Origin of the sequence: Rhodococcus sp. ARC_M5 (assembly GCF_022810405.1) — a bacterium.
Classification (GTDB): domain Bacteria; phylum Actinomycetota; class Actinomycetes; order Mycobacteriales; family Mycobacteriaceae; genus Rhodococcoides; species Rhodococcoides navarretei.
In genome coordinates this window covers 36,136-61,346 of the sequence record NZ_JALGQE010000014.1, presented here as the reverse complement: position 1 = coordinate 61,346, position 25,211 = coordinate 36,136, and the positions used below count along the sequence as shown (strand labels likewise).

Sequence of the window (25,211 nt, the reverse complement as noted above, 5' to 3'; positions counted from 1 at the left end):
CGTCGCCCCCGATACCGGGGCTGTACTACCGGCCCGGGATGTACTTCAGCGCCTTGACGAAGGGCGGCATGATCTTGGCCCACAGCTTCGGCGGAAGTCCCCGCGGCCCACCGAGATTGAGCAACCGCGTCGTCGCGATGGTCTGCGACTCGGTGTACTTGAGCAGGCCCTCGGTACCGTGCCTGCGCCCCATGCCGGACACTCCCATGCCGCCCATCGGTGCGCCGGTGGTTCCCCACGTCGGCGCGTAGCCCTCGTCGACGTTGACGGTGCCCGAATGCAGCCGCGCCGCAATGGCTTCGCCCTGCGACTTGGTCTTGGCCCACACACTCGCGTTGAGTCCGTACTCGGTGTCGTTGGCCTTCTCGATGGCCTCGTCGACATCGACGACGGGGTAGATCGACACCAGCGGCCCGAAGGTTTCGGTTGCCGCGCACTCCATGTCCTCGGTGACATTCGCCAGCAAGGTCGGCTCGTAGAACAGTGGGCCGATGTCGGGGCGAGCCTTGCCGCCCGCGATCACGGTCGCGCCCTTGACCTTGGCGTCGTCGACGTGGGTCGAGACGGTCTTGATCTGGTCCTCGGAAATGAGGCTGCCCATCTCGATGCCGAACTCGTAGTCGGCTCCGAGAGTCATCTTGCGCACCCGTTCACCGAACTTCTCGGTGAACTCCGCGGCGATCGACTTCTCGACATAGATACGTTCGATGGAGATGCAGAGTTGGCCGGAGTTGGAGAAGCAAGCTCGGACGGCCGCGTCGGACACCTCACGCAGGTTGGCACCCTTGGCGACGATCATCGCGTTCTTGCCGCCGAGTTCCGCGGAGAATCCGATGAGTCGACGGCCGGCCTGCTCGGCCAGGAGCTGACCGGTAGCGGTGGAGCCGGTGAACATGACGTATTCGGTGTTCTCGACGATGGCGGTTCCCACCACCGAACCCGGGCCGGGCACCACGGCGAACAGGTCGCGGGGCAGACCGGCCTTGTAGAGCAGTTCGACGCAGGCCAGGGCGCAGTACGGCGTCTGGCTGTCGGGCTTGAGCACAACGCCGTTGCCTGCCAACAGAGCCGGAATGGCGTCGGATACCGCGAGGGTCATCGGGTAGTTCCACGGGGAGATGATCCCGACGACGCCCTTCGGCTGATAGCGGACCCGAGTCTTGGTCAGCACCGGCAGCATGCCGGTGACCTTCTTCGGAGCCAGCAGCTTCGCGGCGGTGCGCGCGTAGTGCCGCGAGGTCATCGAGATGTCGAGGACTTCCTCGAGGGCAGCGGCGCGGGACTTGCCGGTCTCGGCCTGCGCCATGTCCATCAGCTCGTCGCGATGGGCGAGCACCAGGTCACGGTAGCGGTGGAAGATCTCGGCGCGCTCGGACACGGGGCGCTTGGCCCAGGCCACCTGAGCTGCGCGAACGCGCGCGATCGCAGCCGTCGCGTCGGCGGCGGTGCCGACCGGGATGGTCGCCAGTTCCTTACCGGTGAACACCTCGGTGATGGTCTTCGTCGGCCGCGATTCGGCGTCTGGGATGGCGATGAGATCGGCGAGCCGAGAGAAGGTCGAGGCGGACGGTGCTGGCATGGACGTGTCCCTACTGGTGAGTAGTGTTCTGAGTAACAGACAACCTACCTGGTCTTCGGCTCACTTCACAGGGCCGAAATTCCCGAATCCTGTGGCACGATGGTCAGTGGTCTACCGGACGTCGGGGCGTACGGAGCTACAGGGTGGGAAATACATGCGCAAGGCATTCGTTCTGGCCGGAGCCGCAGCATTGATGCTGTCGTTCGCAGGATCGGCCCAGGCCGATCCACTGCAGGATTTCATCGCTCCGCCGAGCGATCCGGATGCGTATCTCCCCACCTCACTCGGTGATCCATGGTTCGATCCGCCTGCCGGGTACGAGAACCAGCAGCCCGGCTCTGTACTGAACCGTCGCGACGTCGCGGTCACGCCCGAGGCGTCGTCCGTGCAGTTGCTGTTCCGCTCCACCGACTCCAAGAACCGGCCCATCGCAGCGGCGACGACGGTACTGACGCCCACCGCGCCGTGGACCGGAGCCGGAGATCGTCCCGTCATCGCGTACAACGAGGCGACGGATTCGCTCGGAAATCAGTGCGCGCCGTCCTACACGTTGCCGCGGGGCAACAACAAGGAAATCGACCAGGTTCGAATTCTGCTCGACCGCGGCTACACGGTGGTCGTCACCGACTACCAGGGCCCGCGGCAGGCCTATTCGGCCGGTCTCGTCTCCGGACACACCGTGCTCGACGGCCTCCGTGCCTCCCAGAGCGCGGGCGTGAGCGCGGATGCGCCGATCGGTATCACCGGCTACTCCGGCGGTGCCATCGCCTCCGGTTGGGCCGCGCAGTTGGCCCCGGAGTACGCGCCCGAGCTGAACATCGCAGGCGTCGCGTTCGGCGGTCCGCCCACCGACTACAAGATTCTGCAGACCTCGTTGAACGGTCAGATCGGATCGGGCCTGTTCACTGCGGCGACGATCGGGTTGTCCCGGGAGTACCCGGAGATGCGGGAGCTCGCCAACGACAACGGGAAACGACTGGCTTTGGCGCAGAAGGATCAGTGCGTCGATGTGTTGTCGTATTCGGGACTGTTGATGTTGGACCAGCGAAACCTCTCCAACGTTCCTGATGTCTTCGCGCATCCGATCACCACGGCCGTCGTCGAGGAGAACCGCATGGGCCAGACGAAGCCCGACGCGCCGGTGTACATCTACCAGGGCCTGCAGGACTTCCTCATTCCCAAGGAAGGCGCCGAGGCCGTGCAGGACCAGTGGTGCGCTGCGGGAGCGTCGGTTCGCCTCGAATTGGTCCCCGGGGATCATTCGCTGGCGCAGACCAACGGTCGTCCCGGCGCATACGATTGGCTCGCGCAACGGCTCGCCGGAGAATCCACCTCGGGATGCGAACGCGTGGTTCGATAAGAGCGCTTGACCCTCACGCCACGGGAGGCAGCACAGTGTCCTTCGTGAGTGATTCGTCCGCGAACAGTTCGGTCGACGTCCAGGTCGGCATGCAGGTCGGCGCGGTCTCGAAGTTGGTGGGTGTCAGCGTGAGAACGCTGCATCACTACGACGAGATCTCGTTGGTGGTGCCGTCGGGCAGAACGCCGAAGGGCTATCGGACGTACTCGTCCGCCGATGTCGAACGGCTGCATCAGGTATTGACCTACCGCGAACTCGGGTTTCCGCTCGAGGTCATTGCAGCGTTGCTCGACGATCCAGCGGTCGACGCGTTGGCTCATCTACGTCGGCAACGGGACCTTCTGAACGAGCGGATCGATCACTTGCACGCAATGGCTGCGGCCGTGGACAAGATGATGGAGGCGAAAAAGATGGGTATGCAACTGACTCCCGAGGAGCAGCGAGAGATCTTCGGCGACAACTGGCCCGGCGAGGACTACGCCGAGGAAGCCGAGCAGCGCTGGGGCGAGACCGACGAGTGGAAGCAGTCGCAACAGCGGACGGCGTCGTTCACCAAGGACGACTGGAAGGCCGTCAAAAAGGAGGCCGACCTACTGGAAGCGGATCTCGCTGCCGCGATGCAGCGGGGTGTCTCGCCGGATTCCACCGAGGCCGGGGCACTGGCCGAGCGTCATCGGGCATCGATCGAGCGGTACTACGACTGCGGTTACGAGATGCAGGTGAACCTGGCAGAGATGTACATCGCCGACGAGCGATTTGCCAAGCACTACAACGGTATTGCCTCAGGCTTGGCGCAGTACCTTCGCGACGTCATCGTCGCGAACGCTGCTCGGCAGGGTTGACGCGCGCCATCGCGGACCGCTCGTGTGGGGTCGATCCACCCCAGACTCCGTGCTTTTCATCCGAGTCGAGTGCGTGTTGCAGGCAGCGCGCGATCACGGGGCATCCATCGCACACGAGCTTCGCCTGCCGCTCGAGGTTTCTCAGCGAGTATCCCCGCAGCCCCAGGGGCGGGTAGAACATCGAGACCGGCATCGAGCGGCAGGCGGCATTCATCTGCCAATCCCAGTACTCTGAGAACGGTTGCAGTGCTTGCGCTTTCATCGTCAGTGCCTGCTTCCTTCGGATCAGAGATTCAGCAGTCGGCGGGCGTTGCCGGATGTGGTCGCACGCCAGTTCTCGAGGCCACCGTTCGCTTCACCGGCGTCGAGGGATCGCAGTTGCTCCTGCACGCCGGTGATCGGCGTGAAGCAGTAATCACTGCCGTACACCAGACGATCGGGTCCGACGGTGGACAACAGCGCGGGCAGCTGCCGCGGGACCGGCGTACCGGCGAGGTCGAACCACAAGCGCTGCAGTACATCCGGTGTCGTCGGCGTTCCCAGACCGACCTGCGTTCGGAAGAAGTCGACCCGATCCGCCAGTAGTGGCAGAACTCCACCGCCGTGAGTGAACACCCAGCGGATGTTCGGGAACCTGTCGACGACTCCCAACAGAATCAGGTCGACGACGGTACGCGCTGTGTCGAAAAGGAATTCGATCATCGGAGCCGGTCGCCCGAGCGACGCCGCTGCAGAATTCGGCGGCGACGTGGGATGAACGAATACGACCGCCGATCGCGCGTCCAGCGCGGCCAGCAGTGGCGTCAGTACGGCGTTGCCCAGGTACATTCCACCGGCGTTCGACATCACCGTGACGCCGTCGGCACCGAGCTGATCGAGTGCACGAACGGCCTCGACCGTCGAGTCGACGACGTTCGGAAGAGGCAGCGACGCAAAGAATCCGAGGCGTGACTGCCCCTCGACAACTCCGGCCCCGAAATCGTTGACGCGTCGGGCCAGATCGGCGGCCTTTCGGTCGTCGCCGAAATGGACTCCGGGCGAGGACACGGAGAGCACGGCGTTGTCGATACCGCAGCCGTCCATCATCTGCAGGTGTTCGCCCACCGACCAGCTCGGCCACTTCGGCATGCCGTCGGGAAAAACGATGCCCGACGCGAGGGCTTCTCTCAGATAGAAGTCGGGAACCATGTGCGAGTGGACGTCGACAATCCCGCCGTTGCCCGAAGCGGGTGCTGCCGATGCTGTCGCAGACGGCAACGTCGAGAGGGCCACCCCGGAGATCGTCGCGGCACCCAGCGCGCCGAGCAGGGTCCTGCGATCGATCACCGTGCACGTCCTTCTCTCATGACTTGAACTGACGCTATCGTCACATATGAGAGAATCCGCAGTCAACGGTGACTTGTACCAACTCTTGTGGGACTAGCATTGCGCGATGACCACCGAACGCACGACGCCCACCCCGCTGCAGTTTCTGGGCTATTCGTTCGGTCGCACGCTGCCCGAGTCCATGCAGGATTGGGTTCGTGAGGATCTGGTGGGTAACGGCGCGCAGGTCCGCTACCTCGCGCGGTTCACCGTGCCCGTCATCCCGCTGCTGCTGTTGTTCCTGCTGATCCCGGGGCCGCTGTGGATGTCGCTGGCGATGATGGCCTTGCTGTTCATCCCGTTGGTCTACTTCGCGATCGCCCTGATGAATGTTTATCGACGACATCGCTTGTTGATTCACGGCCTCGATCCGCAGTTGATCAATGCCAAGGCGCAGACCCGCGCCGACCGCACTCGCGACGACTACGAACGCCGTCACGGCCGCGGCTGATATTCGGACGATAGTCTGTGGCGCATGACGTCACCTGTGGAATTCAAGGCAACCGCTGATCTGGCCGACGAGATCGGTCCCGATATCCGCAGCTGCGACACCCAGTTCATCCAGTTCGGCAAGCACACCGAGTTCGCGGGGCCCATCACCACCATCCGCTGCTTCCAGGACAATCTGCTGGTGAAGCAAACTCTCAGCGAGCCCGGCAACGGTGGTGTGCTGGTGGTCGACGGCGATGCCAGCGTTCACACTGCCCTCGTCGGCGACATCATCGCGGGCCGCGGAGTCACCAACGGCTGGGCGGGTGTCATCGTCAACGGTGCGGTGCGCGACTCCGCGATTCTGCGCACCCTCGAGATCGGCGTCAAGGCCCTGGGAACCAACCCGCGCAAGAGCACGCAAACCGGCTCGGGTGAGAAGAACGTGCCGGTCAGCTTCGGCGGCGTCACGTTCAACCCGGGCGAGATCGTGTACAGCGACCACGACGGCGTCGTCGCGGTCTAGTGCCGGTCGGGGCGGCAGGCCTGATGCCTGCCGCCCCGATTCACTACTTCACGAACGCGAGCAGCGCGTCGTTCACTTCCTGGAAGTGCGTCCACAGCAGTCCGTGGGGAGCGCCCTCGACCTCGACGTACGTCGCCTCGGGGAACGCCTCGTGGAACGGACGGCCCGTCGAATCGATCGGCAGGATGTTGTCCGCGGTTCCGTGCAGGATCAGCGTGGGCTTGCCGGATTCACGAACCTTCGCGACATCGCCGCGGAAGTCCTCGAGCCAGGTCGGCACAACGGCGTAGGCCGCGACCGGCGCACTGGCTGCGGAAGTGGCGAAGTTCGCCCGCACCGTGGCCTCGCTGATACGGCTGCCGAGGTTCTCGTCGAGGTTGTAGAAATCCTTGTAGAAGTTCTCGAACCAGGCGAAGCGATCCTCCCGAGCAGCGGTCTCGATGCCGTCGAACACCGACTGTGGAACGCCGGTCGAATTGTCGTCGGTCTGCAGCAGGAACGGTTCGAGCGAGGCGAGGAATGCGAACTTCGCGACGCGATCCGTGCCGAATTTTGCGGCGTACCGAGCCAATTCGCCTGTGCCCATCGAGAATCCGACCAGAACGACATCACTGAGGTCCAGCTCGGTCAGTACCTTGTCCAGGTCCGAGGCGAAGGTGTCGTAGTCGTAGCCGACGGTGGGCTTGCTGGACTGGCCGAAGCCGCGGCGGTCGTAGGTGATGACGCGGTAGCCGGCGTCGAGCAGCGCCCGCGACTGACGTTCCCAGGAGTTGCCGTCGAGTGGGTAGCCGTGGATGAGCACGATCGGCTGACCGGTGCCGTGATCCTCGTAGTAGACCTCGACGGGGGTGGAGTTCTCGGTGTCGACCTTGATGTACGCCATGGTGTCGCCTTCCTTCGTGAGTGAAGTCCGACGCGGGAGAACGGTCGTTCTCACCGCGTGTGGACTACTGTAGAGAACGTTGGTTCTCTCGGCAAGGGGTAGACGATGACCAGTACGGAAATCGGACGGGCACAGGTGGTGAACGCCGCGGACGAATTGTTCTATGCGCGAGGCATTCAGGCTGTCGGCATGGACGAACTTCGCAGTAGTGCAGGCATCTCCCTCAAGCGCATGTACTCACTGTTTCCGTCGAAGACCGCCATCGTCGCCGAGGTGCTTCGTGGCCGCACCCAGCAGTGGAACGACGGCATCGATGCCGAGGCCGCCGCCCACGAGTCCCCCCGAGACAAGCTTCTGTCGATCTTCGACTTCCTGGACCACTGGTTTCGCGAGGACGACTTCCGCGGGTGTGCCTTCATCAACTCCTTCGGCGAACTGGGCGCCACGATGCCCGAGGTGGCCGACGCCGCGCATCAGCACAAGAAGAACTTCATCGACTACGTCACCCGATTGGCCGTAGAAGCCGGCTGCGCGCCGGCCGTCGGGCTACAGATCGCGCTGCTCGCCGAGGGTGCTCAAACCACCGCGGCCATCACAGAGCTGGCCGAATCTGCCACTGCAGCAAAGGCTGCGGCGAAGGTTCTGCTCGATTCGAGTGCGGGGCAGGTCGATCGCTGACCAGCATCGGCAATTACTGACATTTGACACTGAAATACTTCGTTCGACGGCGATAGCGTCGAAGACATGAGCAAGCTACGAATCCTCGCCGCCCTCACCGTCTCGACGTCCCTGCTGGTCAGCGGATGCACATCATCTGACGAGCCATCAGCCGTCGAGCCGACCACCACCACGCCCTCGAGCGGGAGCATCAGGACCGACGACGTTCAGGCCGCCTTGGACGCGATGGTCGACGCCGGGTCCGTCGCCGCTGTTGCGCAGGTGCGCGACGGCGAGGATTCCTGGTCGGGAGCGGCCGGTCTGGTCGAACGCGATGGAACCGACCCTGCCTCCGCCGACGACCCGGTCCGCATCGCCAGCGTCACCAAGGCAATGGTTGCCGCAGTGGTGCTGCAGCTCGTGGACGAGGGGAAGCTCGAGCTCGATCAGCAGGTCGACGAGCTACTTCCCGGTTTGCTGCCCAGGCCGGTGACCGTTCGCCAACTACTCGATCACACCAGTGGCGTTCCTGACTACTTCACCGGATTCGATTCCGCCGAGCAGATCGCCGCACGCGCAACCGATGCCGTCACCGACGACGAACTGATCGACCGGGCGGTGGCCATGCCCTGGGCGAGCGAGCCCGGTCAGGAATTCAGCTATGCCAACACCAATTACGTCCTGCTCGGACAGATCATCGCCGACCTGGACGGCAAGTCCATCGGACAGTCGTTGCAGGACAGGATCTTCGATCCCCTGGAGATGACCGACTCGACGTACCCCACCGATTCCACTCTCGACGCCGATGCCCTGCACGGCTACGTTGTCGAGAACGGAAACTACACCGACGTCACCGAGTACGACGCCAGTATCTGGTCGTCGGGGGCTGCCGTGGTCTCCACCGTGGCAGACATGAACACCTTCTTCAGAGCGCTGTTCGACGGCACGCTGATCCCGCAGAACCTGATCGACGAAATGCAGGTCGTGACGCCATCCACGTACGGACTCGGCCTGCTGCTGGGCGGGGACGCCTGCAACCCGGGATCGGCTGAACTCGTGTTCGGCAACCGCGGCAACGGCTTCGGCTACCGCACATATGCGTTCTCCAGCCCGGACGGACAGCGACAGGTCTCGCTGGCCTGGACCACTGCCGGCGCGAACCCGGCCGCCGATCCACTCGAACAGCCGGCCGCCGAAGCGTTGATCGCCGGACTCACCTCGACCTGCCCGGCGTAGCGGTTACAGCTCGCTCACCCAGCCGTGTACTTCGTCGCTGGTGAGCGCGGCCTGGTGACGCTTTCGTAGGGTGAGCGTCACCGGGCCGGTTTCCTTGGTTCCTATTGCACGACCGTCGATTTCGTACACCGGGGCAACTCCCGCCGAGGTGCCGCAGACGAAGACCTCGTCGGCGATGTACAGCTCGGTGAGGTCGACGGTGCGCTCCTGGACGGTCAGCCCTTCTTCGCGCGCCAGGGTCAGAATGGTCCGACGATTGATGCCGTCGAGAATATCGCTGGTGACATCGGGAGTGACCAGCACTCCATTGCGGACGAGAAAGATGTTCGCGGCACTGAGTTCACAGACGTGACCGTTGATGTCGAGGAAGATGCAGTCGTCGAAGCCGCTGTCGATCGCATCCTGTTTCGCCAGAACGGAATTGACGTACGCTCCGTTCACCTTGGCACGAGAGGGAATGGCATTGTCGGGGATACGACGCCACACGCTCGTCTTCAGCCGCATACCATTCTGCGGGACAATGGGATTCGCGTCGTACAGGAAAATGGAGACGGTGGTGTGCAGACCACGTACCCGCGTTCCGGGAATCGACTCGTCCACGTGGACGGTGGCGCGAACGTAGACCTCAGCAGTCGGAGCATTGGCGGCGATCACGTCGCGCGTTGCCTGCACGAACCTATCGAACGTCCACTCCGACGCGAAAGTGTCGATGCCGATGATCTTGCAGGACTCGACGAGGCGTCGATAGTGATCGAGCAAGCGGAACGCGGTACGCCGATCACCGTCCACCTGCACGGGGAACACGGTGTAGACACTGAGCCCATACAGGACGGCCGAGGTTGCGACCCCGAGCGTCGCCTCCTGCGCGTCCACCAAGCGATCGCCGAAATACACCTTCGAGTGTGGAAGAGCCATGCGGCGATGCTAGTCGCCCGGCGAGTCCGAGCGACAACGCATTTACCGTCGTATGGTCGAGTACATGAGCGAACGCACAGTACTGACCCGCACCCTGTGGAACGACGGCCCCGAGGTGGGTGCCATCGGCTTGGGCTGCATGGGAATGACCTGGGCATACAAGGCCGACGATCGAACGGAGACCCCCGATCGCGTCATCGGGCATGCCCTGGACCTGGGTGTGAATTTCATCGACACGGCCGATGTGTACGGACCGTTCACCAACGAGGAGGTCGTCGGCAAGGCAATCGGCAGCCGACGCGACGAGGTGATCCTTGCGACCAAGGGCGGTCTCGTCTCCCACGTCGGTGACGCCGGAGAGCCGGTCATTTCGGGCCCCAACGGCAAGCCGGAGCATCTACGTTCGGCGATCGACGATTCGCTGCGCCGCCTGGGCGTCGACCACATCGATCTGTACTACCTGCACCGGCCTGATCCCGAGGTCGACGTGGAGGACAGCATCGGCGCGATGGCCGAGGCCGTGCAGGCCGGAAAGGTTCGCGCACTGGGCGTCTCGGAGTTCAGCGTCGAGCAGCTCGATCGCGCCCAGCAGGTGCACCCTGTTTCTGCGGTGCAGTCGGAGCTGTCGCTGTGGACGCGCGATCACCTCGCCACATCGCTGAAGTGGACGCAGGACAACGGTGCGGCATTCGTTCCGTTCTCACCGTTGGGTCGCGGCTTCCTGACCGGCAACTTTCGCGGAACTACCCCCGCTGCAGACGATTTCCGATCACGATTGCCTCGCTTCAGCCAGGACAATCTCGATGCGAACCTCGTGATCGTCGACGCCATCGCAGCCGTCGCCGACGAGCTCGGCGCGACCCCGGCGCAGGTGGCCTTGGCCTGGGTTCTGGCGCAGGGTGAGCACGTGGTCCCGATTCCCGGCACCCGACGTACGTCGCGTCTCGACGAGAACGCGGGTGCCGCGTCTCTGAAGTTGAGCGCCGAGAACCTCGCCACACTCGACGCCCTGCCTGCCCCCGCCGGTGGCCGCTATTGAGATCGTTTGCGTCGACCCCGCTTCGGATCGGCAACTGGCCGAACACATTCTCGCAATGCAGAAGGGATCGTATGCAGTCGAAGCGAGACTGATCGGCGACGACCGAATCCCACTGCTGCACGAGTCGGTGGACGATCTGTGCGCTGCACAGGTCCACTGGATCGTCGCTCGGGAGGGCGACGAAATCCTCGGCGCTGCAGCGTGGTCCGAGACGGAGATCGACCGTCTGGTGGTGGCTCCCCACGCGCACCGACGAGGAATCGGACGGAGTTTGGTCGCGGTGATGCTGGAATCGATTGTGGGACAACACGTGCGAGTTGCCACCGGGCGAGACAATCCACCGGCCCGCAGGTTGTACGAGTCCTTCGGCTTCGTGCACGCCGAGGATCAACAGGTACGGCCCGGGCTGTGGTTGGCGCGCTACGAACTCGTCCGCTGATCGGTATCGGAGTTACGCGGGCGAGCGACAAACCAGATCAGCGCGCCGGTGAACGGCATGAGCAATACGAGAAGACACCACCAGAACGCGGCACCGCGCCGGCGGTGGGAAGTACGCAGAATCGATACCCACGCAACACCGACGAGCAACAGCCACACCACGGTCGCGGCCATCCAGGCGAGATCGAACGCCAACGGCAGAGTGGGATTGCTGTTCCCGTTCATCGCCAACCCCCTTCGCCTCGGGGACCGAGCTTATCGCTTTCGCCCGGCGTTGGAATGCCACCCTTGGACCCGATCTCGCTGCAGTGACCTGACGATGCCGCTAGCCTCACGTGCATGACTTCACTGAAAGGCGCATGAGCGACCGTCGCACGCTCGTCGTGCATATCTCGTCATCGGTGATCGGCGACGGTGAGATCGCCCCGCCGCAGGTGGGTGCGGTTCTGACCGGCGCACTCCGTTTCGTGGAGCTGCCCGATACCGAAGCGGATGTCGTCACGATATCGGCGAGCCTCGAACCCTCCGGACATCAACCGATCTTGCAATACACGGGGCAGAACTCCGCGCGGCGCTGGGAGTGGGCCGGGTTGTTGCGCGGCGAGGGCTGGACTGCGTCGTGGCGCGGGTTCATCCCCCGCACAGGCCGAGTCGAGCTGACCGGACGCTTCTACGGCGTCTTCGGTTATGACACCGAGGGCCGTTTCCGCGGTCGAGTGACCCGCGCTCAGCTGGTGTCGGAGCGCTACAGGTCGATTCCAGGTGAGGGCTGGGTCATATGCCCTGGGTACCGTGCCACCCGCGACGTAGAGGAAGTCCGCCGAATCTTCGGCCATGAGTCGATGCGCGAGGACGGTGGCCCCATCGACCAGGAGAACAGCGTCATGGTCACTCTCGATCTCGACGACGTTCCACCTCTGCCGACTCGCCCGAGCATCGTGCCGGGCAACGTGGCCGCTGCCGGCGGCGTCACCTGGGTCCTCGACGCCGAATTGCCGCTGGTCGTCAGCATCGATACGGAAGGGGTTGCCGTCGAGCATGTTCTACCGGCCAAAGTCGGTGACACCCGTTCCATCTGGGCCACCGATGCAGGGTGCTGGGTCGGCGGAGTGGATGGAATGTTCTGGATTTCCCGCGGCCACGAGGCGGTTCGGATCGATTCCCTGCCCGCGCACGTCGGAGCCATCAACGACGACCGGTTGCTGGTCTGCACCGGCGACACTACGTGGCGCATGTACACACCCGGAAGCGGGTCCACCGACGTTGCGGCATTCGACGGCTACATCAATTCGGTTGCTGCGGAACGTGATACCTGGATCGTCTCCGTTCAACCCCGTGGGGAATCAGTGGTACGTCTGGTGCGGGTGACGAGTGCAGGACACTCGACGATCGGACCCAGCATTCCGCAGCTGCCTCGCGGACACGGATATCCCTATCTTGCGGGCGATCCTGTGCGCTTGATTCGCGGTGTCGACGTCGCCGTCGTCGAACCGGATCTTGGCATCGCTGATGAGGAAGAAATTCTGGGCCGCAGTCAGTTTCACGGTGGACAACTCGGTGACCTCGCTTGGACGATAGGACATCCGCCCGATGGCACCTCGTCGACGGGTTGGTGGCCACTACCCGGCCCTGTCACTTTTGATAGAACCGAACAGTTCTGGTTGTTCACCGTCTACGACGCGTCGACCTTCACACCACTGACGAGTGTCCCGGTATTTGCAACCAGACCGAACGTCGCCGTCGACGACACCGGTCGGATCCTGGTCATCGCGCGTGGAGTCCGAGCACTTCGACCCGACGACCCGGTGATGAGCTGGCCTGTGCATCTCGATATTGCCGAGATGCTCGACAACTCACGCTCAAGCCGGTTGTGAAGCTGACCCCTCGCTACCGGAACGATGTCTAATCTACCCTGTGGGACATGACTTCTGTCGGCGTTACGGTTGCATTTGCACTGTTCGCCATGTCCTTGGTGTCGATCGTCCGTGACCCCTTTCTGGGATTCGTGGCGAAGCCTGCATGGGTAGTCGTTGCGTTGATTCTGCCCATTGTCGGGCCGATCCTGTGGTTCGCAGTCGGCAAGCGTTATCCCTACGGACCGACCGGCGGCAACCGATAGCAGTTCAGTGTGACGTTGCCTCTCGCAGGTCGACGTTCACCAGATGACTGACCTGATCGCGGAGCCACTCGACGGTCTGCTGCCCGGGCGCGGGCGTGTGGGCCAACAACGTCCAGCGAAGCCGGGTCTCCGGGCGTACATCGAACTGCAGCAGGAGATCCGGGACCGTCGGCCACGGCGAGCTCCACACGACCCGGTCGAACTCGCTGCTCTCGACAATCCGAGGCAGCGACTGGTCGTGGAACATGACCGGCCAGGCGAATCCTTTGTTCAACGGATGCAGATCGGGACGCATCAACGCTTTCCAGACGACGCGTGCCGGCGGCGACAGCACTGCCGTCCTGCTCGCGAGAACCATCATGCGCTTACCGTACGCAGGGCACGACTCTGAAGCCCTACTATTTTCGCGTACGCCCGGTGCGGCGGCTGCCATGCACCGACGACAGGCAGAGCTGTGCCCTGATGGTGGTGTAGGTCATCAGGCGGGTTGTCGTGGTTCGTCGCCGGGATCGTCGTGGTGGTCGGGTGGGTAGAGGACTTCTTCGGGGTGGTGTGCGTGGTTGATCAGCCCGCGCCTGCGCGGGTCCATTCCGGTGGGTGGGTGCCAGAGGGTGCGGCCTGGATAGCGATGTGTTGCTGTGGTTTTGGTGGTGGCCCATGTGTTAGGTCCGGTGCCGACGAGTGCGTGGTGCATGTCGCAGCCGAAGGTGAGGGAGTCGATGTCGGTGTTTCCGCCCTCGACCCAGTCGGTCACGTGATGGGCTTGGCACCAGGTCGCGGGTCGGGTGCAGGAGGGGAAGCTGCAGCCGCGGTCGCGGGCGATGAGCATGATGCGTTGGTCGGCGGAGGCTATGCGTTTCGAGCGGCCGAGGTAGAGGGCTCTGCCGTGGTCGTCGAAGATGGTCAGGTAGTGGTGGGCGTGGGAGGCCATGCGGATGGAGTCGCGGATCGATACGCGTGATCCGGTGGCGGTCTTCGCGTAGCCGCAGCCGGCTTCGAGGTCTTTCAGGGTCATGGTGACGATGGCGGTGACGGGCAGGCCGCGGTGGGTGCCGAGTGTGCCGGAGGCGAGGGTGTGTCGGAGCGCCAGTTTCAGGGCGTCGTGACGGCGTTCGTTCTGGGTGCGTCGATCACGTGCGGCGGCGGCATCCCGCGCTGCAGTATCCGGCACCGCGGTATCCGGCACCGCGGTATCCGGTTCGTCGCTACCGGGGGCAGTGCGGTCCGGTGCATCGTCGGTGTCGGTGTCGGTGTCGGTGTCGGTTGCGTCGGAGTCAGTCGTGTCATCTGGCTCTGTGCCGCAACCACAGTCGCGACGGTTACGTTCGCCGCCACAGTTGCCCTCATCGCAGCAGTTGTCGCCGCAGTCGCCGTCGCTGCCACAGTTGTTGCTGTGCCACAGGCCGGCATCACTGGAACTGGCATCGCTGGGCTCGGGCTTAGGCGCTGTGCCGCTACCGTTCCCGCGACTCCTGCTTCCGCCCTTCTCGTCGCTGCCGCTGTTGGTCTCATCGCTGCTGGTCTCATCGCGGACGACCGATGTCGGGTCGGCCGGGTTGTTCACCCCCGGCTTCGCGGCTTTGGAGAACAGGGCCTCGAGGTAAGCCCGCAACTCGGGGTCGACGCAGAATTTGCCTTCCGACATGCCGTCTGAACCTTGTTCGCCGAGGTAGAAGAAGGCATCGCGTCGCTTGCGTGGCTTGGGCTTACCGTCCTCGTCCTCGTCCTCGTCCTCGTCGTGATCGCCGTCGGGGTTGAGGATCGAGTCCAGGTTCGCCACCAACGGCGCAAAATCGTCGGGCCGTCTGGTCGACGCGAAGCCCACCAACTGCTCCTCAGCGAGATCGCGGGTCTGCGGATCCACACTGGCAGGCAAGTGCTTGAAGAATTCGCGGATCATCTGCACATGCTGGGCATCGAGCAACCCCGCCCGCAATGCTGCAGCGGTGTGCGGCAGCAACGGCGGCAGGACTTCACCGGACAATGCGGTGCGGTCACCCAATTCGACAGCCAGTCGCACTCGTGCGCCTGCTGCGCGTGGGGTGATCCGCAGCATCCACGCCACCGAGCACGGCACCGACCCCGGATACACATCGAGGCCGTGCTGGGTGATCAGCTCGTTCAGCCAGGTGTGCGAGTAGGCGGTCACCGACCTGGTGAGCGTTTCCATGCGCTGGATCACCGCACGCCGGTCGGCGTTCGTCCACGACACCGACGCCTGTTCCGCCAACTCCGCGACCGCGGACTCCACACGATCCACCAGCACCGATAGTTCGGGATCGGACACCTCAGGGGCGGGCGGCACCGTCTCGATGCCGTCCACCCCTGATCCGCCGTCCCCCGAAAGCATGAACAGAATCTATCGCGACCCACCGACACACTTTCGAACACAATTGCGATTGCGCCAAGAAGGCAGTCGCCGGGCTTTGGACCAGAAACCTGTGCGATGACATTGGTAGAGAATGTCGACATGCCGACCCTCCCTGATCACCCGAGCGGAGTTCGCCGCTGGGTGATATTCGCGGGGATACTTCCACTGGCCTGGTGGTGCCTCAGCCTGGCTGCGGGTGCACTGGGTATCGGTTACTACGCCATCGGCGACGTTGTGAGCACCTGGAACATCACGACAGCAGCCGGATTGGTCCTTCTCATTCCAGCGGCCTTCTTTTCCGTAAGCGGAGGCTTCGAGCTCACCTCACCTGACAATCTCCGTCACGGCCGTTGGTATGCGACCGTTGGATTGACTCTGACGATGGCCTTCTACCTGTTGATGTTGCTGAACTCGGTCGTCGCAAACTTCGGCGATTCAGTCCGTCGCGACCCGAGCAGTTGGAGCCCCGAATTGTCCTCGCTCGAACAGTGGGCGGTTGCGGCACCGTACGCAGTCTTCCTGATTCCGACAGTAGCGACGCTGACAACGCTCTGGCGGGGGCGAAGCAAGCAGGCAGGATCCGTAACCTAGCCATTCTTCACCTGCGAGATGGGTCGACCACCCACACCGAATGTCGGTAGCGTCGCGTCCATGGAATCGAATACCGATTGGGCGGAATGGTCGGGTGATGATCTGCAACAGGATGTCTCGGAGGCACAGTGGGTGAACAACAACCTCGCCATCGTCGCCACAACCACAGTGGGCTCGCTGGTCCCCACTGTGTTCGACGCCTATGCCAGCATTCAGTATCCCGCTCGCGGCAGCACGCGTGGCGCTACGGTGCCGGCGAAACCCGTTGTTGCCTGGCAGGATCAACAGGCGTCCATCATCGAGGTACTCGCTCGAAGCACGAACACACCGGACACATGCTGGTTCGCGGTCTGGGAAGGCAATACCGCCCTCGATGACATTCGCGACGAGGCACCGACCGCAGCCATCGCCGGCTACAACTATTTCCTGTTGAGGGGACCGGTCTCACGCGCAGCGGACACACTCGAAGGATTGTCGCCGCACCTGTGGTGGCCCGCCGACCACGCGTGGTGCGTGGCTCAGCACTTCGACTTCCCGTGTGCATTCCTCGGAGGCAGCGCGGAGACCGTTGCCGGCATTCTGGCGCTCACCGACATCGAGTCCCGGCCGACCCGCGCCGACCAGATCATCACTGCGGGCCACGGCGACGACGGCTAGCCACCCGACGGAACAATCTCGACGACTGATGCCTCCCACCGAACTCCGAATCCCTCTGGCGTTGAACCCCGTTGGTGGTACTCCAGACCACCCTCGTACGTCACACTGAATGCGCCGGGGTGTCGGGTCGCGGTCCATTTCTGACGTTGCACGAGGAATCCGGCCCGGTCGAGCAGGCAAAGACTGCCCCGCGGCCTTGCCCAGAAATCGATCCATAGGTACCTGTCCCACACCAAACACCCGTGCAACATCACGTCCCCAACCGTGCTGCCGTCGCCCATCATCGTGGTGAAACCGTTGTCGAGGTGCGCTACCCACTCCGTCCGGCCGTCGGTGACGACGGCCTCCACCCGAGCCGGTACCTCGGCACACACCTCAGCGGGCAGTTGCATCTGCTCGGGTGACGCCCAGTACGTCGTGGGCGAAAACACCGCACCTACAACAGGCTCGTCGGGGAAGGGTTCCAGGTCCTCGAGCATCCACAATGTCGGCATACGGCGTCAGAACTGCGCCCTCGGCGCTCCCATTCCCGGGTCGATCTGGAACGGCCCGGAGGCCGAAGGCGCGATCGGGAAATCGAAGATCGCGGTCGGGATGTACACCGTTGCACAGGAGTTCGGAATGTCCACGACCCCGGACAGGCGTCCTTCGATCGGGGCCGAACCCAGCAACAGGTACGCCTGCTCGGGGCTGTAGCCGAACTTGGTGAGGTAGTCGATCGCATGCATGCAGGCATTCTGGTAGGACAGGTCGGAATCCAGATACTTCTGCTCACCGTCCTCGGTCACCGAAATACCCGAGAAGGCAATCCATTCCGAGTACTGCGGTGCGGTGTTCCCGGGCATGAAGATCGCGTTCTCGCTCACCCCGTAGGTCTCCATGCCGCCCTTGATCAGGTCGACGTGCAAATCCATGAAGCCACCCATCTCGATGGCACCGCAGAACGTGATCTCCCCGTCTCCCTGCGAGAAGTGCAGATCACCGAAGGACAGCTTCGCGCCCGGCACGAACACCGGGTAGAAGACGCGGGTTCCCTTGGTGAGGTTCTTGATGTCCTGGTTTCCACCGTTCTCGCGTGGCGGTGCCGTGCGTGCGGCTTCGCCTGCTACGCGGGCGAATTCGTCACCGCTCAACGATCCCAGAATTGCCCCGTCGAGCTCGGGTGCAAGAGCCAGTGGCGGAACACGATTCGGATCGGTGGCGATCAGCGCACCTTCACGAGCGTTCCACTTGGCCAACAATTGCGCCGAGGGCGCGGTCCCCATGAGCCCGGGATGGGTGATGCCGGTGTACTTCACGTGCGGAACGTGTCGAGACGTGGTGGTCTGCCCGGAGAAATCCCAGATCGCCTTGTACGCGTCGGGGAATCGATCGGTGAGGAATCCGCCGCCGTTCTCCTTGGCGAAGATTCCCGTGTACCCCCAGCCCTGGCCGGCCAGCGGACCCGAATCCTCCTGCGGGATCGGACCGACGTCGAGGATGTCGACGATCAGCAGGTCACCGGGCTCGGCACCCTCGATATGAAACGGCCCGGACAGCGTGTGCACGTTGTTGAGCGGCGCATTCAGGATGTCCTCGGCGGAATCGTCGTTGCGGATGGCACCGTCGAACCATTCACGACAGTGGGCCCGAAAGGACGTGCCGGGTTTGACCGTGACCGCCGCCGGGATATCGGGATGCCATCGGTTGTGACCGACGACCTCCTGCTCGGTGAAACTCTTCGTCGAGTCGAGCGGAAACAGCAGTTCGGGCACGAGGCACCTCCGGTTGCGCGGATTCTCCTGCCTCGATCATTGCACTGTCGCGGCCGATCCGGTCGCTTCTGACGTGTAAATCTTGTATGACGTTGTGCCGGAACGTTGCTGATGCGACGCCTACAGCTATCCTCGGATGCGTGCCCACCTACAGCTTCCGCTGCGCACAGCGTTGCGACCCCGTCGAGCAGCGATTCTCCATGGCCGACGCGCCGTCCGAGGTGACGTGCCCCCAGTGCGGGCAGGCGGCCGCTCGGAAAATCTCCTCGCCCGCTCTCGGACGGGGAAACAGCGCTGCGATGCAGGCGCACGACGCCTCGCGCGCCACGGCCGACACGCCTGCTGTCGTCTCATCCCTACCGCCGGCCGCCAGATCGGCAACGAGGACCACATCCAACCCACTGCATCGCCGACTGCCGCGCCCCTGACGACCGGCGTTTCCCTTTCGTACCGACGGGGAAGTCCGACGGCATGTCCGAGCTACCCACTCCGCCGTCCATTGCCGACGGCTCCACCACCGAGGACGTCGTCGACTGGGTTGCCGAGCATCTGGGCGATCTGACACGCGAAGGGCCGAATGCCATCACGGCGGGTGGCATTCGCGGCGGGCAGTCCGCTGCCGATGCCGCGCTGGCCGGACTCGACATCACCGGGTACGCCCGAGACCGCAGCACCGTTCTCCCGGTGAATCGCCGTGGAGCGAGCCGTATGTCCCCGTATATTCGCCACGGGCTGCTCACGCTACGAGAGGTCTGGGACTCGGTGTCCGACGCTCCCCCACGCGACCGTTCCAGGTACCGGGACGAGCTGATGTGGCAGGAGTACGCCCGCCACCTGTACTCACGAGTCGGAACCGAACTGGGACAATCTCTCCGCCGCGAACAACCGCGGCCACAGAACTGGACGTCGCAGCCCTGGGCCGAAGAGATGAACTGCATGTCCTCGGTGGTGGGCGAATTGCACGAGGACGGTTGGCTTGTCAACCAAACGCGCATGTGGCTGGCCTCCCAATGGGCCGTCCGCGCCGGTGCGACGTGGCGCGACGGCGAGGACGAGATGTTCGCCCACCTGCTCGACGGGTCCCGCGCCGCCAACCGCCTCGGTTGGCAATGGACCGTCGGTACCGGAAGCGGGAAGGTCTACGGCTTCAGCCGGTGGCAGGTGAACAAGAGAGCACCGTCGCTGTGCCGCAACTGCGCACTGAAAGATGCTTGTCCCATCGAGAACTGGCCCGACGATGAACTCGGGCCGGCTGTCGAAGGTCCCGATCTGAACAAGGCTCCGATTCCCGCCGGGCCCGCCCACGTGGAAGGTACTGATGCAGAACAGGTCTGGCTGACCGCCGAATCTCTCGGCACCGCGGACCCAGCGCTGGCCGCCGACACCGATCGGCCTGCCGTCTTCGTGTTCGACGAGCCACTGCTACGCAAACTGAGGCTCTCCGGCAAGCGACTGGTGTTTCTCGCCGAGACGCTCGGCGAGATCGCGTCCACCCGGCCGTTGGAGGTCCGTCGCGGCCGAGTCTCGGATGAGCTCTCCGGACGGTCCCTGGCCACCACGTGGGCACCCGTTCCCGGCTTTTCCCGCATCGCCGACGCCACCGCCCCGGTCGAGTTGCATCCGTGGCCGTGGCTGGTGCGTCCCACCACGTCCTCTGTCCGTTCCTTCAGTGCGTGGCGCCGGAGTCATTGAACAGCAGACATTGAACAGCAGTCACTGACCGAGACTACCGCCGCTGCACCGAAATCTGGCCTTCTTCACTGGTGATGGACACCGACCTCGGTGAAGTCGGATCGTCGACGACGTCGATGTCGACATCTCCCTTCTCCGACGTCGCCTCGACGTCGTAGAACTCGGCCGCCGGAAGTTCGATCATGCTGTCACCCTGAATGTTCCGCACGAGTACCGAGTCCGGTGGCACCCTCGAATCCAGAACGACCTGGCCGAATGTCGTGTCCACCTCCACTACGGATACTGCGGCGTCGGCGATGTCGACATCACCGAATCTGGTTGTTACATCGAGGGTTCCGGCGGATCCACGAGCTACCACCGAGCCCGACGAGGTAAACACCGACGTCTGCGCGTCCACGTCGGAGAGCACCACGTCACCTGCTGCCCCATCGATATCGAGGATCAGCCCGGCGGGTATCCGAAGCTCGACATCGATATCGCAGCTGCCACGTTGTCGGTACGAGCACTCCACAGCGACCTGCGACCCGTCGTCACTGATGTCGACCGTCGGAATATGTCCGCGGTAGGACCCGTCGGCCCGTACGTGCACATCGGAATCTGGGCTCATCGACACCGTCACATGAGCGAATCTCGTTGTGAATGCGAGATTGTTCCCGGCGACGGCGTGGTTCTCGACGTAATCGAAGGACTGCATCTTCGGCGTGCTGAAGCCTTCGACGATTGCCGCCGCCGTGGCAGCACCTGCAGTGCCCACGACCACCACGGCCACCGAGACAGCAACAACATTGCGCCACAACGCTTTCTTCACTGTATTGCTCCCAGATATCGTAGTACCGCCATGACGCGGCGATGATCAGCACTGTCCCCGAGCAAGCCGAGTTTGGCGAAGATGTTTCCGATGTGCTTCTCGACGGCTGCCTGACCGACCACCAACGCGGTCGCGATGCCGGCATTGGATTTGCCCTCGGCCATGGCCGTCAGCACTTCTCGCTCCCGCGGGGTCAACGAATCGAGTGGATCCGACCGCGGGGCCCGGGCCAGAATCTGCTGCACCACTTCGGGATCGATGACGGTTCCACCGGTGGCAACGGTCCGCACGGCATCGGCGAACTCGTCCACGTCGGCCACCCGGTCCTTCAACAGGTATCCGACGCCGTCCGTGCTCTGCCGGATGAGCTCGGCTGCGTACCGTTCCTCCACGTACTGAGAGAGCACGAGAACACCGACGGCGGGCCACCGTTGGCGAATGACCAGAGCCGCGCGCAGGCCTTCGTCCAGGAAGGTCGGCGGCATGCGTACGTCGATCACGCAGACATCCGGAAGCGGATCGGCAGCAGACATGGCCGCGAGCAGTTGAGACGCGTCGCCCACTTTGCCTGTCACGTCGGCTCCACCGTCGATCAGCAGTCGAGCGACGCCCTCTCGCAACAGAACCGAGTCGTCGGCGATGATCACTCGCACGGGATGCTCACCTCGAGCCGCGTCGGGCCGCCGGACGGCGACGTGATGGACAATGTTCCGTCGATCCCGCTCAGCCTGTCCCCGAGCCCGGCCAAGCCGCCGCCCGGGGCGGAATATGCTCCGCCGCAACCATCGTCGATCACCGTCACTCGCACTGCCGAATCGGCTCTCGAGACGTCGACTCGGACGTGGTCGGCCTGTGCGTGCTTGCTGACATTGGTCAGGGCCTCGGAGACGACGAAGTAGACGGTCGACTCGACGGTGGCGTCCGGGCGCCGATCACCGGAGAGGTCCGGGTCGATGTCGATGGTCACCGGAATCGCACACAGCGCCGCGACGGACGAGAGTGCGGCATCGAGACCGCGGTCGGTCAGGATCGGCGGATGGAGACCACGGGTGAGGGTGCGGATCTCACCGATCGCGTTCTTGGCCTCCCGATGGGCGTCGTCGAGCAATTCCTTCAGGACCGCATCGTCGGTCGCCGCGACGCGTGACTTCGCCTGTCCCAATGACATTGCCACCGAGACCAACCGCTGCTGGGCCCCGTCGTGCAGATCGCGTTCGATGCGACGGCGTTCGGCGTCGGCAGCGTCGACGACGCGAGCTCGACTCACCGTCAGCTCGTCCACTCTCCTACTGGATTCGGATCGGCCGAGAAGGGCTGTAGCACTCCACCAGTCGAGTCTTGCCAAGGCGGTGAGCAGCAGCGGCACCCCGGCAACAAAAGTGACCAGGGAGGCGAAGCCGACCAACGCGACGAACGGATAGCCCACCCGTTCGCCAATTTCGAGCCCATTGGCGACCGGGTTCGTCACGATCCACGCGACCGGCGCCGCCGCGAGAACCGGCAGGGCCACGAACAGCGCCGGCAGCAGGAAGAGCAGCACGGCCGATACCGGTATGCGAACGAGCCAGTAGCACAGCGACTTCCACAGCCCGATGTCGCGGAGGCACCAGACGAACGTGCGCCAACTGGTGGGGTACACGGTCACTTCGGGACCCTCGATGAGAAGTCCACCGGTGAAACCGATTCCGGCGCGCGCTACACGGTCCATCCATCGAAGCGCCACTATCGTCAGCGCGAAGACGAGCACGCCGCTGAGCGCAAACGGCAATGCGCACACCGCCAGTACCAGCAGTCCCAGGATCATCCAGCCGCCCAGCCCGGCAAGAGTCGACGCCAGCAACGACGCCACCGCCAGCCACCACTGCGGCGATATCCATGCCCTGAGCGGATTCAGGGGAATCGGTAGTGCCTCGTTCATGCGGATCAGCCTAAGTGCGCCGTAGTGGACCTGTCCCCACGGTGAACCCACCGTTGTGGGTAGGGCCAGCCCTACCGTCGATCCGTGGGTCGATCGTGGTGTTTTCCGCGGTACGGACGACCAGATTCGACAGGTATGAACCTCAACATCCTCGACGTGGACCGATTGTCGTCCGTTCCCGTGTGGGTCGTCTTCACCATCGTGTTCGTACTGCTGGCATTCGAGTCCGCGACGCTGCTCGGTCTCTTCACACCGGGCAACAGCGTCCCGATCACCCTCGGGGTACTGACCTCTATCGGCGTCGTGCCGTGGCTACCTGCCGTCGTCACTGCGGCGGTGGCGTCGAGCATGGGTGCGCAGTGGGCGTTCTGGCACAGTCGCCGCACAGCCACGGTGTCGGGTCTCGGACGAGTGGAGTCCGCGCTGCCGGCCGCGGTGATGAGGGTCGTCCTCGGGCTGACCACTCAGGCGCGATCGCGGCCACGCGCTGTCGCCACTGCCGGACACCTCATCGGGGGTATCCGCACCGTCACTCCCCGACTCGTAGCGACCTCCTCACTGCGGCACCGCGAATACGCGCTGCTCAGCCTGCTGGCTGCAGTCGTGTGGGCGGCTGTCTTGGTATCGGCCGGAGCATGGCTGGGCGACCGAACGATCATCAGAACCGCCCTGGGATACGCCTGGATTCCGGCTCTGACGGTGATGGTTGTTACCCAGCTCAGGCGTCGAACACGCTCGTCTTCTCCCGAACTTGTCGGAGCCCGGTGATATCAAGGATGTAGAGGAAACGACAGAAAGGGATTCGCATGTCCGCACGCTTCGATACCTGCAACGGCACACTCGTGATCCACGCGGTCGGCGGTGCGGAGTGCACGGAGCCGGACTGCGTGGACCTCGAGCACGTGCGCCACTTCCTGGTGCTCGAGTGCGAGGAGGTCACCGGCGGCTGCCAGTGCACCGCACTCGTCGAGCTCGCTCAGGCGTCCTGACGTCGAATCACCGGCTGCTGCAGTTCGGTGACCCAATTCTCCTGCGGCTGCGGCTCGGACACCAGGTAGTACTCACGGCAAATCCCGGAGAGCTCGTAGCCGTTGGCCTCGATCCACGCCGTGAACTGCTCCCAGGTCTCACCGATCGTCGCCATGGAACCGTGGTGAACGGTGGTCACCGCCAGCTCGACGGGCGGAAGCTCGCGAACCTCGTACCCCTCGGCCGCTGCCACCTCCGGCCCCACCTCGAATGCGGCATGCACGCTGATGCCGGTGCCGTCCCCGTCGTCGACGGCCTCGTACATGGCAATGGACGACGGCCCGAACGCCACGCCGTGCCCAGCCAGCGTCTGGGCGAGTCGGGCGTACATCGGGCCGATGACCGGGCCGATGTTCTGGGGCCCGAACCCGGCAGCGGTCTCGGTGACGACGGCAATGCGGGTGCTCGGCAATGCTTTGGTGTCCACGGTGATCATCGAAATCCCTTCGGTGTCGGAGAGCCGCGCATCGATGCGACGCAATCGAGCGGCGTCGAGATCGAGTCGACGAGCGACGTCATCGCGCTTGGCGGCGAGCATCTCGCGTAGCCGGTCGACGCCGACCTGGCCGTGCACGATCTGCGTCACCTCGTCGAGCCTGAACCCGAGGTCCTTGAACATGAGAATGCGTCCCAGAACCTCGAACTGCGAACCGTCGTACGAGCGATAACCAGTGAACGGATCCACCCGTGCCGGCGTCAACAACCCGATCTCGTCGTAGTGCCGAAGCATACGAACCGAGACCCGGCCGATCGATGCGAACTCTCCAATGCTGAACATGACCCTCCGAGGTTCTCGTCTCACACAGTGTGAGGGTCAAGCGCGCACAATCGGGTGCACTGGACCGCGCTGAGCGCGGTCAGTTGCCACCCGATTCGTCAGGGCACGGGAATCCAGACGCGAACCACCGACCACAGACGGCCGACTTGCTTGCCTCCGGCCCGCTCCAGGGTGGCTATCGAGGCCGCGTTGTCCACCTCGTGCACTCGGCCTCAAGCCGAAGCC

The 25,211-nt window shown here is 63.9% G+C and carries 30 protein-coding genes; 16 read left to right on the top strand and 14 right to left on the bottom strand.

Features of this window, described 5'->3' with window-relative positions:
• Positions 1–25: 25 nt before the first annotated feature.
• A complete protein-coding gene (locus MTX34_RS19665; RefSeq protein WP_279393524.1) occupies positions 26–1,618 on the bottom strand; it encodes a succinic semialdehyde dehydrogenase in 1,593 nt (530 codons plus the stop codon).
• Positions 1,619–1,733: 115 nt separating this feature from the next.
• Here MTX34_RS19665 and MTX34_RS19660 point away from each other — a divergent pair, with 115 nt between their 5' ends.
• The gene (locus MTX34_RS19660) at positions 1,734–2,939 is read left to right on the top strand and encodes a lipase family protein (RefSeq protein WP_243610527.1); all 1,206 of its coding nucleotides are present in this window, start codon (positions 1,734–1,736) and stop codon (positions 2,937–2,939) included.
• An 89-nt stretch (positions 2,940–3,028) separates the two neighbouring features.
• Positions 3,029–3,781 (top strand): MerR family transcriptional regulator, encoded by a 753-nt coding sequence (locus MTX34_RS19655; protein WP_243610567.1) that lies wholly within the window; start codon positions 3,029–3,031, stop codon positions 3,779–3,781.
• Here MTX34_RS19655 and MTX34_RS19650 read toward each other — a convergent pair.
• Positions 3,750–3,995: a WhiB family transcriptional regulator gene (locus MTX34_RS19650; RefSeq protein ID WP_279393523.1), complete on the bottom strand. Its 246-nt coding sequence runs from the start codon at positions 3,993–3,995 to the stop codon at positions 3,750–3,752. The genes MTX34_RS19655 and MTX34_RS19650 overlap by 32 nt on opposite strands.
• A 71-nt stretch (positions 3,996–4,066) precedes the next feature.
• Complete coding sequence (locus MTX34_RS19645) at positions 4,067–5,107, bottom strand: amidohydrolase family protein (protein WP_243610526.1); 1,041 nt, start codon at positions 5,105–5,107, stop codon at positions 4,067–4,069.
• Positions 5,108–5,213: 106 nt separating this feature from the next.
• Between MTX34_RS19645 and MTX34_RS19640 the strand changes: the two genes are divergently transcribed.
• Both MTX34_RS19640 and rraA read left to right on the top strand, forming a co-directional pair.
• The gene (locus MTX34_RS19640) at positions 5,214–5,597 is read left to right on the top strand and encodes a DUF5313 family protein (protein ID WP_243595820.1); all 384 of its coding nucleotides are present in this window, start codon (positions 5,214–5,216) and stop codon (positions 5,595–5,597) included.
• A 24-nt stretch (positions 5,598–5,621) separates the two neighbouring features.
• Positions 5,622–6,101 (top strand): ribonuclease E activity regulator RraA, encoded by a 480-nt coding sequence (gene rraA / locus MTX34_RS19635; RefSeq protein WP_094638506.1) that lies wholly within the window; start codon positions 5,622–5,624, stop codon positions 6,099–6,101.
• Positions 6,102–6,144: 43 nt separating this feature from the next.
• Here rraA and MTX34_RS19630 read toward each other — a convergent pair whose 3' ends face one another.
• Positions 6,145–6,984, bottom strand: coding sequence for an alpha/beta fold hydrolase (locus MTX34_RS19630; RefSeq protein WP_243610525.1), 840 nt, complete (start codon positions 6,982–6,984; stop codon positions 6,145–6,147).
• Positions 6,985–7,089: 105 nt separating this feature from the next.
• Here MTX34_RS19630 and MTX34_RS19625 point away from each other — a divergent pair, with 105 nt between their 5' ends.
• Together MTX34_RS19625 and MTX34_RS19620 are read left to right on the top strand one after the other, a co-directional pair.
• Positions 7,090–7,662, top strand: a complete 573-nt coding sequence (locus tag MTX34_RS19625; protein ID WP_243610524.1) for a TetR/AcrR family transcriptional regulator — start codon at positions 7,090–7,092, stop codon at positions 7,660–7,662.
• A gap of 66 nt (positions 7,663–7,728) precedes the next feature.
• Positions 7,729–8,877: a serine hydrolase gene (locus MTX34_RS19620; protein ID WP_243610523.1), complete on the top strand. Its 1,149-nt coding sequence runs from the start codon at positions 7,729–7,731 to the stop codon at positions 8,875–8,877.
• Between the two features lie 3 nt (positions 8,878–8,880).
• On the opposite strand, the gene MTX34_RS19615 is transcribed toward MTX34_RS19620, so the two are convergent.
• The gene (locus MTX34_RS19615) at positions 8,881–9,792 is read right to left on the bottom strand and encodes an aminotransferase class IV (protein WP_243610522.1); all 912 of its coding nucleotides are present in this window, start codon (positions 9,790–9,792) and stop codon (positions 8,881–8,883) included.
• Positions 9,793–9,856: 64 nt separating this feature from the next.
• Between MTX34_RS19615 and MTX34_RS19610 the strand changes: the two genes are divergently transcribed.
• Together MTX34_RS19610 and MTX34_RS19605 are read left to right on the top strand one after the other, a co-directional pair.
• Positions 9,857–10,831, top strand: coding sequence for an aldo/keto reductase (locus MTX34_RS19610; protein ID WP_243610521.1), 975 nt, complete (start codon positions 9,857–9,859; stop codon positions 10,829–10,831).
• A gap of 55 nt (positions 10,832–10,886) precedes the next feature.
• On the top strand, positions 10,887–11,270 hold the full coding sequence (locus tag MTX34_RS19605; protein WP_243610520.1) for a GNAT family N-acetyltransferase: 384 nt from the start codon (positions 10,887–10,889) through the stop codon (positions 11,268–11,270).
• Here MTX34_RS19605 and MTX34_RS19600 read toward each other — a convergent pair.
• Positions 11,252–11,494 carry a PLDc N-terminal domain-containing protein gene (locus MTX34_RS19600; protein ID WP_243610519.1) on the bottom strand — a complete coding sequence of 81 codons (243 nt, stop codon included), beginning with the start codon at positions 11,492–11,494 and terminating at the stop codon, positions 11,252–11,254. The genes MTX34_RS19605 and MTX34_RS19600 overlap by 19 nt on opposite strands.
• A 134-nt stretch (positions 11,495–11,628) precedes the next feature.
• Between MTX34_RS19600 and MTX34_RS19595 the strand changes: the two genes are divergently transcribed.
• Together MTX34_RS19595 and MTX34_RS19590 are read left to right on the top strand one after the other, a co-directional pair.
• A complete protein-coding gene (locus MTX34_RS19595; protein WP_243610518.1) occupies positions 11,629–13,143 on the top strand; it encodes a hypothetical protein in 1,515 nt (504 codons plus the stop codon).
• A 47-nt stretch (positions 13,144–13,190) separates the two neighbouring features.
• Positions 13,191–13,388 carry a PLDc N-terminal domain-containing protein gene (locus MTX34_RS19590; protein WP_243610517.1) on the top strand — a complete coding sequence of 66 codons (198 nt, stop codon included), beginning with the start codon at positions 13,191–13,193 and terminating at the stop codon, positions 13,386–13,388.
• 4 nt (positions 13,389–13,392) lie between these two features.
• On the opposite strand, the gene MTX34_RS19585 is transcribed toward MTX34_RS19590, so the two are convergent.
• A complete protein-coding gene (locus tag MTX34_RS19585; RefSeq protein WP_243610516.1) occupies positions 13,393–13,749 on the bottom strand; it encodes a hypothetical protein in 357 nt (118 codons plus the stop codon).
• 117 nt (positions 13,750–13,866) lie between these two features.
• Complete coding sequence (locus tag MTX34_RS19580) at positions 13,867–15,738, bottom strand: HNH endonuclease signature motif containing protein (RefSeq protein ID WP_243610515.1); 1,872 nt, start codon at positions 15,736–15,738, stop codon at positions 13,867–13,869.
• Between the two features lie 120 nt (positions 15,739–15,858).
• Here MTX34_RS19580 and MTX34_RS19575 point away from each other — a divergent pair, with 120 nt between their 5' ends.
• Positions 15,859–16,350, top strand: a complete 492-nt coding sequence (locus MTX34_RS19575) for a hypothetical protein (RefSeq protein ID WP_243610514.1) — start codon at positions 15,859–15,861, stop codon at positions 16,348–16,350.
• Positions 16,351–16,410: 60 nt separating this feature from the next.
• Positions 16,411–17,007: a hypothetical protein gene (locus MTX34_RS19570; protein WP_243610513.1), complete on the top strand. Its 597-nt coding sequence runs from the start codon at positions 16,411–16,413 to the stop codon at positions 17,005–17,007.
• Here MTX34_RS19570 and MTX34_RS19565 read toward each other — a convergent pair.
• Both MTX34_RS19565 and fmdA read right to left on the bottom strand, forming a co-directional pair.
• Positions 17,004–17,501 carry a hypothetical protein gene (locus tag MTX34_RS19565; RefSeq protein ID WP_243610512.1) on the bottom strand — a complete coding sequence of 166 codons (498 nt, stop codon included), beginning with the start codon at positions 17,499–17,501 and terminating at the stop codon, positions 17,004–17,006. The genes MTX34_RS19570 and MTX34_RS19565 overlap by 4 nt on opposite strands.
• A 6-nt stretch (positions 17,502–17,507) precedes the next feature.
• Positions 17,508–18,761: a formamidase gene (gene fmdA / locus MTX34_RS19560; protein WP_243610511.1), complete on the bottom strand. Its 1,254-nt coding sequence runs from the start codon at positions 18,759–18,761 to the stop codon at positions 17,508–17,510.
• 140 nt (positions 18,762–18,901) lie between these two features.
• Between fmdA and MTX34_RS19555 the strand changes: the two genes are divergently transcribed.
• Positions 18,902–19,189 carry an FmdB family zinc ribbon protein gene (locus MTX34_RS19555; RefSeq protein WP_243610510.1) on the top strand — a complete coding sequence of 96 codons (288 nt, stop codon included), beginning with the start codon at positions 18,902–18,904 and terminating at the stop codon, positions 19,187–19,189.
• 43 nt (positions 19,190–19,232) lie between these two features.
• Positions 19,233–20,453: an FAD-binding domain-containing protein gene (locus MTX34_RS19550; protein WP_243610509.1), complete on the top strand. Its 1,221-nt coding sequence runs from the start codon at positions 19,233–19,235 to the stop codon at positions 20,451–20,453.
• A 34-nt stretch (positions 20,454–20,487) separates the two neighbouring features.
• On the opposite strand, the gene MTX34_RS19545 is transcribed toward MTX34_RS19550, so the two are convergent.
• Genes MTX34_RS19545 through MTX34_RS19535 form a run of 3 tightly spaced genes read right to left on the bottom strand, consistent with a single transcriptional unit; the run spans position 20,488 to position 23,179 of the window.
• Positions 20,488–21,261 (bottom strand): DUF4097 family beta strand repeat-containing protein, encoded by a 774-nt coding sequence (locus MTX34_RS19545; RefSeq protein WP_243610508.1) that lies wholly within the window; start codon positions 21,259–21,261, stop codon positions 20,488–20,490.
• Positions 21,258–21,914, bottom strand: a complete 657-nt coding sequence (locus MTX34_RS19540; RefSeq protein WP_243610507.1) for a response regulator transcription factor — start codon at positions 21,912–21,914, stop codon at positions 21,258–21,260. Before MTX34_RS19540 ends, MTX34_RS19545 begins: the two co-directional genes overlap by 4 nt.
• Complete coding sequence (locus MTX34_RS19535; protein ID WP_243610506.1) at positions 21,905–23,179, bottom strand: histidine kinase; 1,275 nt, start codon at positions 23,177–23,179, stop codon at positions 21,905–21,907. Before MTX34_RS19535 ends, MTX34_RS19540 begins: the two co-directional genes overlap by 10 nt.
• A 135-nt stretch (positions 23,180–23,314) precedes the next feature.
• Here MTX34_RS19535 and MTX34_RS19530 point away from each other — a divergent pair, with 135 nt between their 5' ends.
• Both MTX34_RS19530 and MTX34_RS19525 read left to right on the top strand, forming a co-directional pair.
• On the top strand, positions 23,315–23,947 hold the full coding sequence (locus MTX34_RS19530) for a hypothetical protein (RefSeq protein WP_243610505.1): 633 nt from the start codon (positions 23,315–23,317) through the stop codon (positions 23,945–23,947).
• 38 nt (positions 23,948–23,985) lie between these two features.
• Entirely contained in the window at positions 23,986–24,168 is a 183-nt protein-coding gene (locus tag MTX34_RS19525) for a hypothetical protein (RefSeq protein ID WP_243610504.1), read from the top strand.
• Here the strand turns inward: MTX34_RS19525 and MTX34_RS19520 are convergent.
• Positions 24,156–24,986, bottom strand: coding sequence for a MerR family transcriptional regulator (locus MTX34_RS19520; RefSeq protein ID WP_243610503.1), 831 nt, complete (start codon positions 24,984–24,986; stop codon positions 24,156–24,158). The genes MTX34_RS19525 and MTX34_RS19520 overlap by 13 nt on opposite strands.
• Positions 24,987–25,211: the final 225 nt, after the last annotated feature.

What these genes read in the sequence shown, in the direction of transcription:
- MTX34_RS19590 (WP_243610517.1), top strand. Translation starts at nt 13,191, where the DNA reads ATGACTTCTGTCGGCGTTACGGTTGCATTTGCACTGTTCGCCATGTCC.
- MTX34_RS19630 (WP_243610525.1), bottom strand. Translation starts at nt 6,984, where the DNA reads ATGGCGTACATCAAGGTCGACACCGAGAACTCCACCCCCGTCGAGGTC.
- MTX34_RS19660 (WP_243610527.1), top strand. Translation starts at nt 1,734, where the DNA reads ATGCGCAAGGCATTCGTTCTGGCCGGAGCCGCAGCATTGATGCTGTCG.
- MTX34_RS19580 (WP_243610515.1), bottom strand. Translation starts at nt 15,738, where the DNA reads ATGCTTTCGGGGGACGGCGGATCAGGGGTGGACGGCATCGAGACGGTG.
- MTX34_RS19605 (WP_243610520.1), top strand. Translation starts at nt 10,887, where the DNA reads ATGCAGAAGGGATCGTATGCAGTCGAAGCGAGACTGATCGGCGACGAC.
- MTX34_RS19600 (WP_243610519.1), bottom strand. Translation starts at nt 11,494, where the DNA reads ATGAACGGGAACAGCAATCCCACTCTGCCGTTGGCGTTCGATCTCGCC.
- MTX34_RS19615 (WP_243610522.1), bottom strand. Translation starts at nt 9,792, where the DNA reads ATGGCTCTTCCACACTCGAAGGTGTATTTCGGCGATCGCTTGGTGGAC.
- MTX34_RS19620 (WP_243610523.1), top strand. Translation starts at nt 7,729, where the DNA reads ATGAGCAAGCTACGAATCCTCGCCGCCCTCACCGTCTCGACGTCCCTG.
- MTX34_RS19640 (WP_243595820.1), top strand. Translation starts at nt 5,214, where the DNA reads ATGACCACCGAACGCACGACGCCCACCCCGCTGCAGTTTCTGGGCTAT.
- MTX34_RS19575 (WP_243610514.1), top strand. Translation starts at nt 15,859, where the DNA reads ATGCCGACCCTCCCTGATCACCCGAGCGGAGTTCGCCGCTGGGTGATA.
- rraA (WP_094638506.1), top strand. Translation starts at nt 5,622, where the DNA reads ATGACGTCACCTGTGGAATTCAAGGCAACCGCTGATCTGGCCGACGAG.
- MTX34_RS19565 (WP_243610512.1), bottom strand. Translation starts at nt 17,501, where the DNA reads ATGCCGACATTGTGGATGCTCGAGGACCTGGAACCCTTCCCCGACGAG.
- MTX34_RS19520 (WP_243610503.1), bottom strand. Translation starts at nt 24,986, where the DNA reads ATGTTCAGCATTGGAGAGTTCGCATCGATCGGCCGGGTCTCGGTTCGT.
- MTX34_RS19650 (WP_279393523.1), bottom strand. Translation starts at nt 3,995, where the DNA reads ATGAATGCCGCCTGCCGCTCGATGCCGGTCTCGATGTTCTACCCGCCC.
- MTX34_RS19655 (WP_243610567.1), top strand. Translation starts at nt 3,029, where the DNA reads ATGCAGGTCGGCGCGGTCTCGAAGTTGGTGGGTGTCAGCGTGAGAACG.
- MTX34_RS19585 (WP_243610516.1), bottom strand. Translation starts at nt 13,749, where the DNA reads ATGATGGTTCTCGCGAGCAGGACGGCAGTGCTGTCGCCGCCGGCACGC.
- MTX34_RS19625 (WP_243610524.1), top strand. Translation starts at nt 7,090, where the DNA reads ATGACCAGTACGGAAATCGGACGGGCACAGGTGGTGAACGCCGCGGAC.
- MTX34_RS19525 (WP_243610504.1), top strand. Translation starts at nt 23,986, where the DNA reads ATGTCCGCACGCTTCGATACCTGCAACGGCACACTCGTGATCCACGCG.
- MTX34_RS19595 (WP_243610518.1), top strand. Translation starts at nt 11,629, where the DNA reads ATGAGCGACCGTCGCACGCTCGTCGTGCATATCTCGTCATCGGTGATC.
- MTX34_RS19570 (WP_243610513.1), top strand. Translation starts at nt 16,411, where the DNA reads ATGGAATCGAATACCGATTGGGCGGAATGGTCGGGTGATGATCTGCAA.
- MTX34_RS19550 (WP_243610509.1), top strand. Translation starts at nt 19,233, where the DNA reads ATGTCCGAGCTACCCACTCCGCCGTCCATTGCCGACGGCTCCACCACC.
- MTX34_RS19535 (WP_243610506.1), bottom strand. Translation starts at nt 23,179, where the DNA reads ATGAACGAGGCACTACCGATTCCCCTGAATCCGCTCAGGGCATGGATA.
- MTX34_RS19530 (WP_243610505.1), top strand. Translation starts at nt 23,315, where the DNA reads ATGAACCTCAACATCCTCGACGTGGACCGATTGTCGTCCGTTCCCGTG.
- MTX34_RS19610 (WP_243610521.1), top strand. Translation starts at nt 9,857, where the DNA reads ATGAGCGAACGCACAGTACTGACCCGCACCCTGTGGAACGACGGCCCC.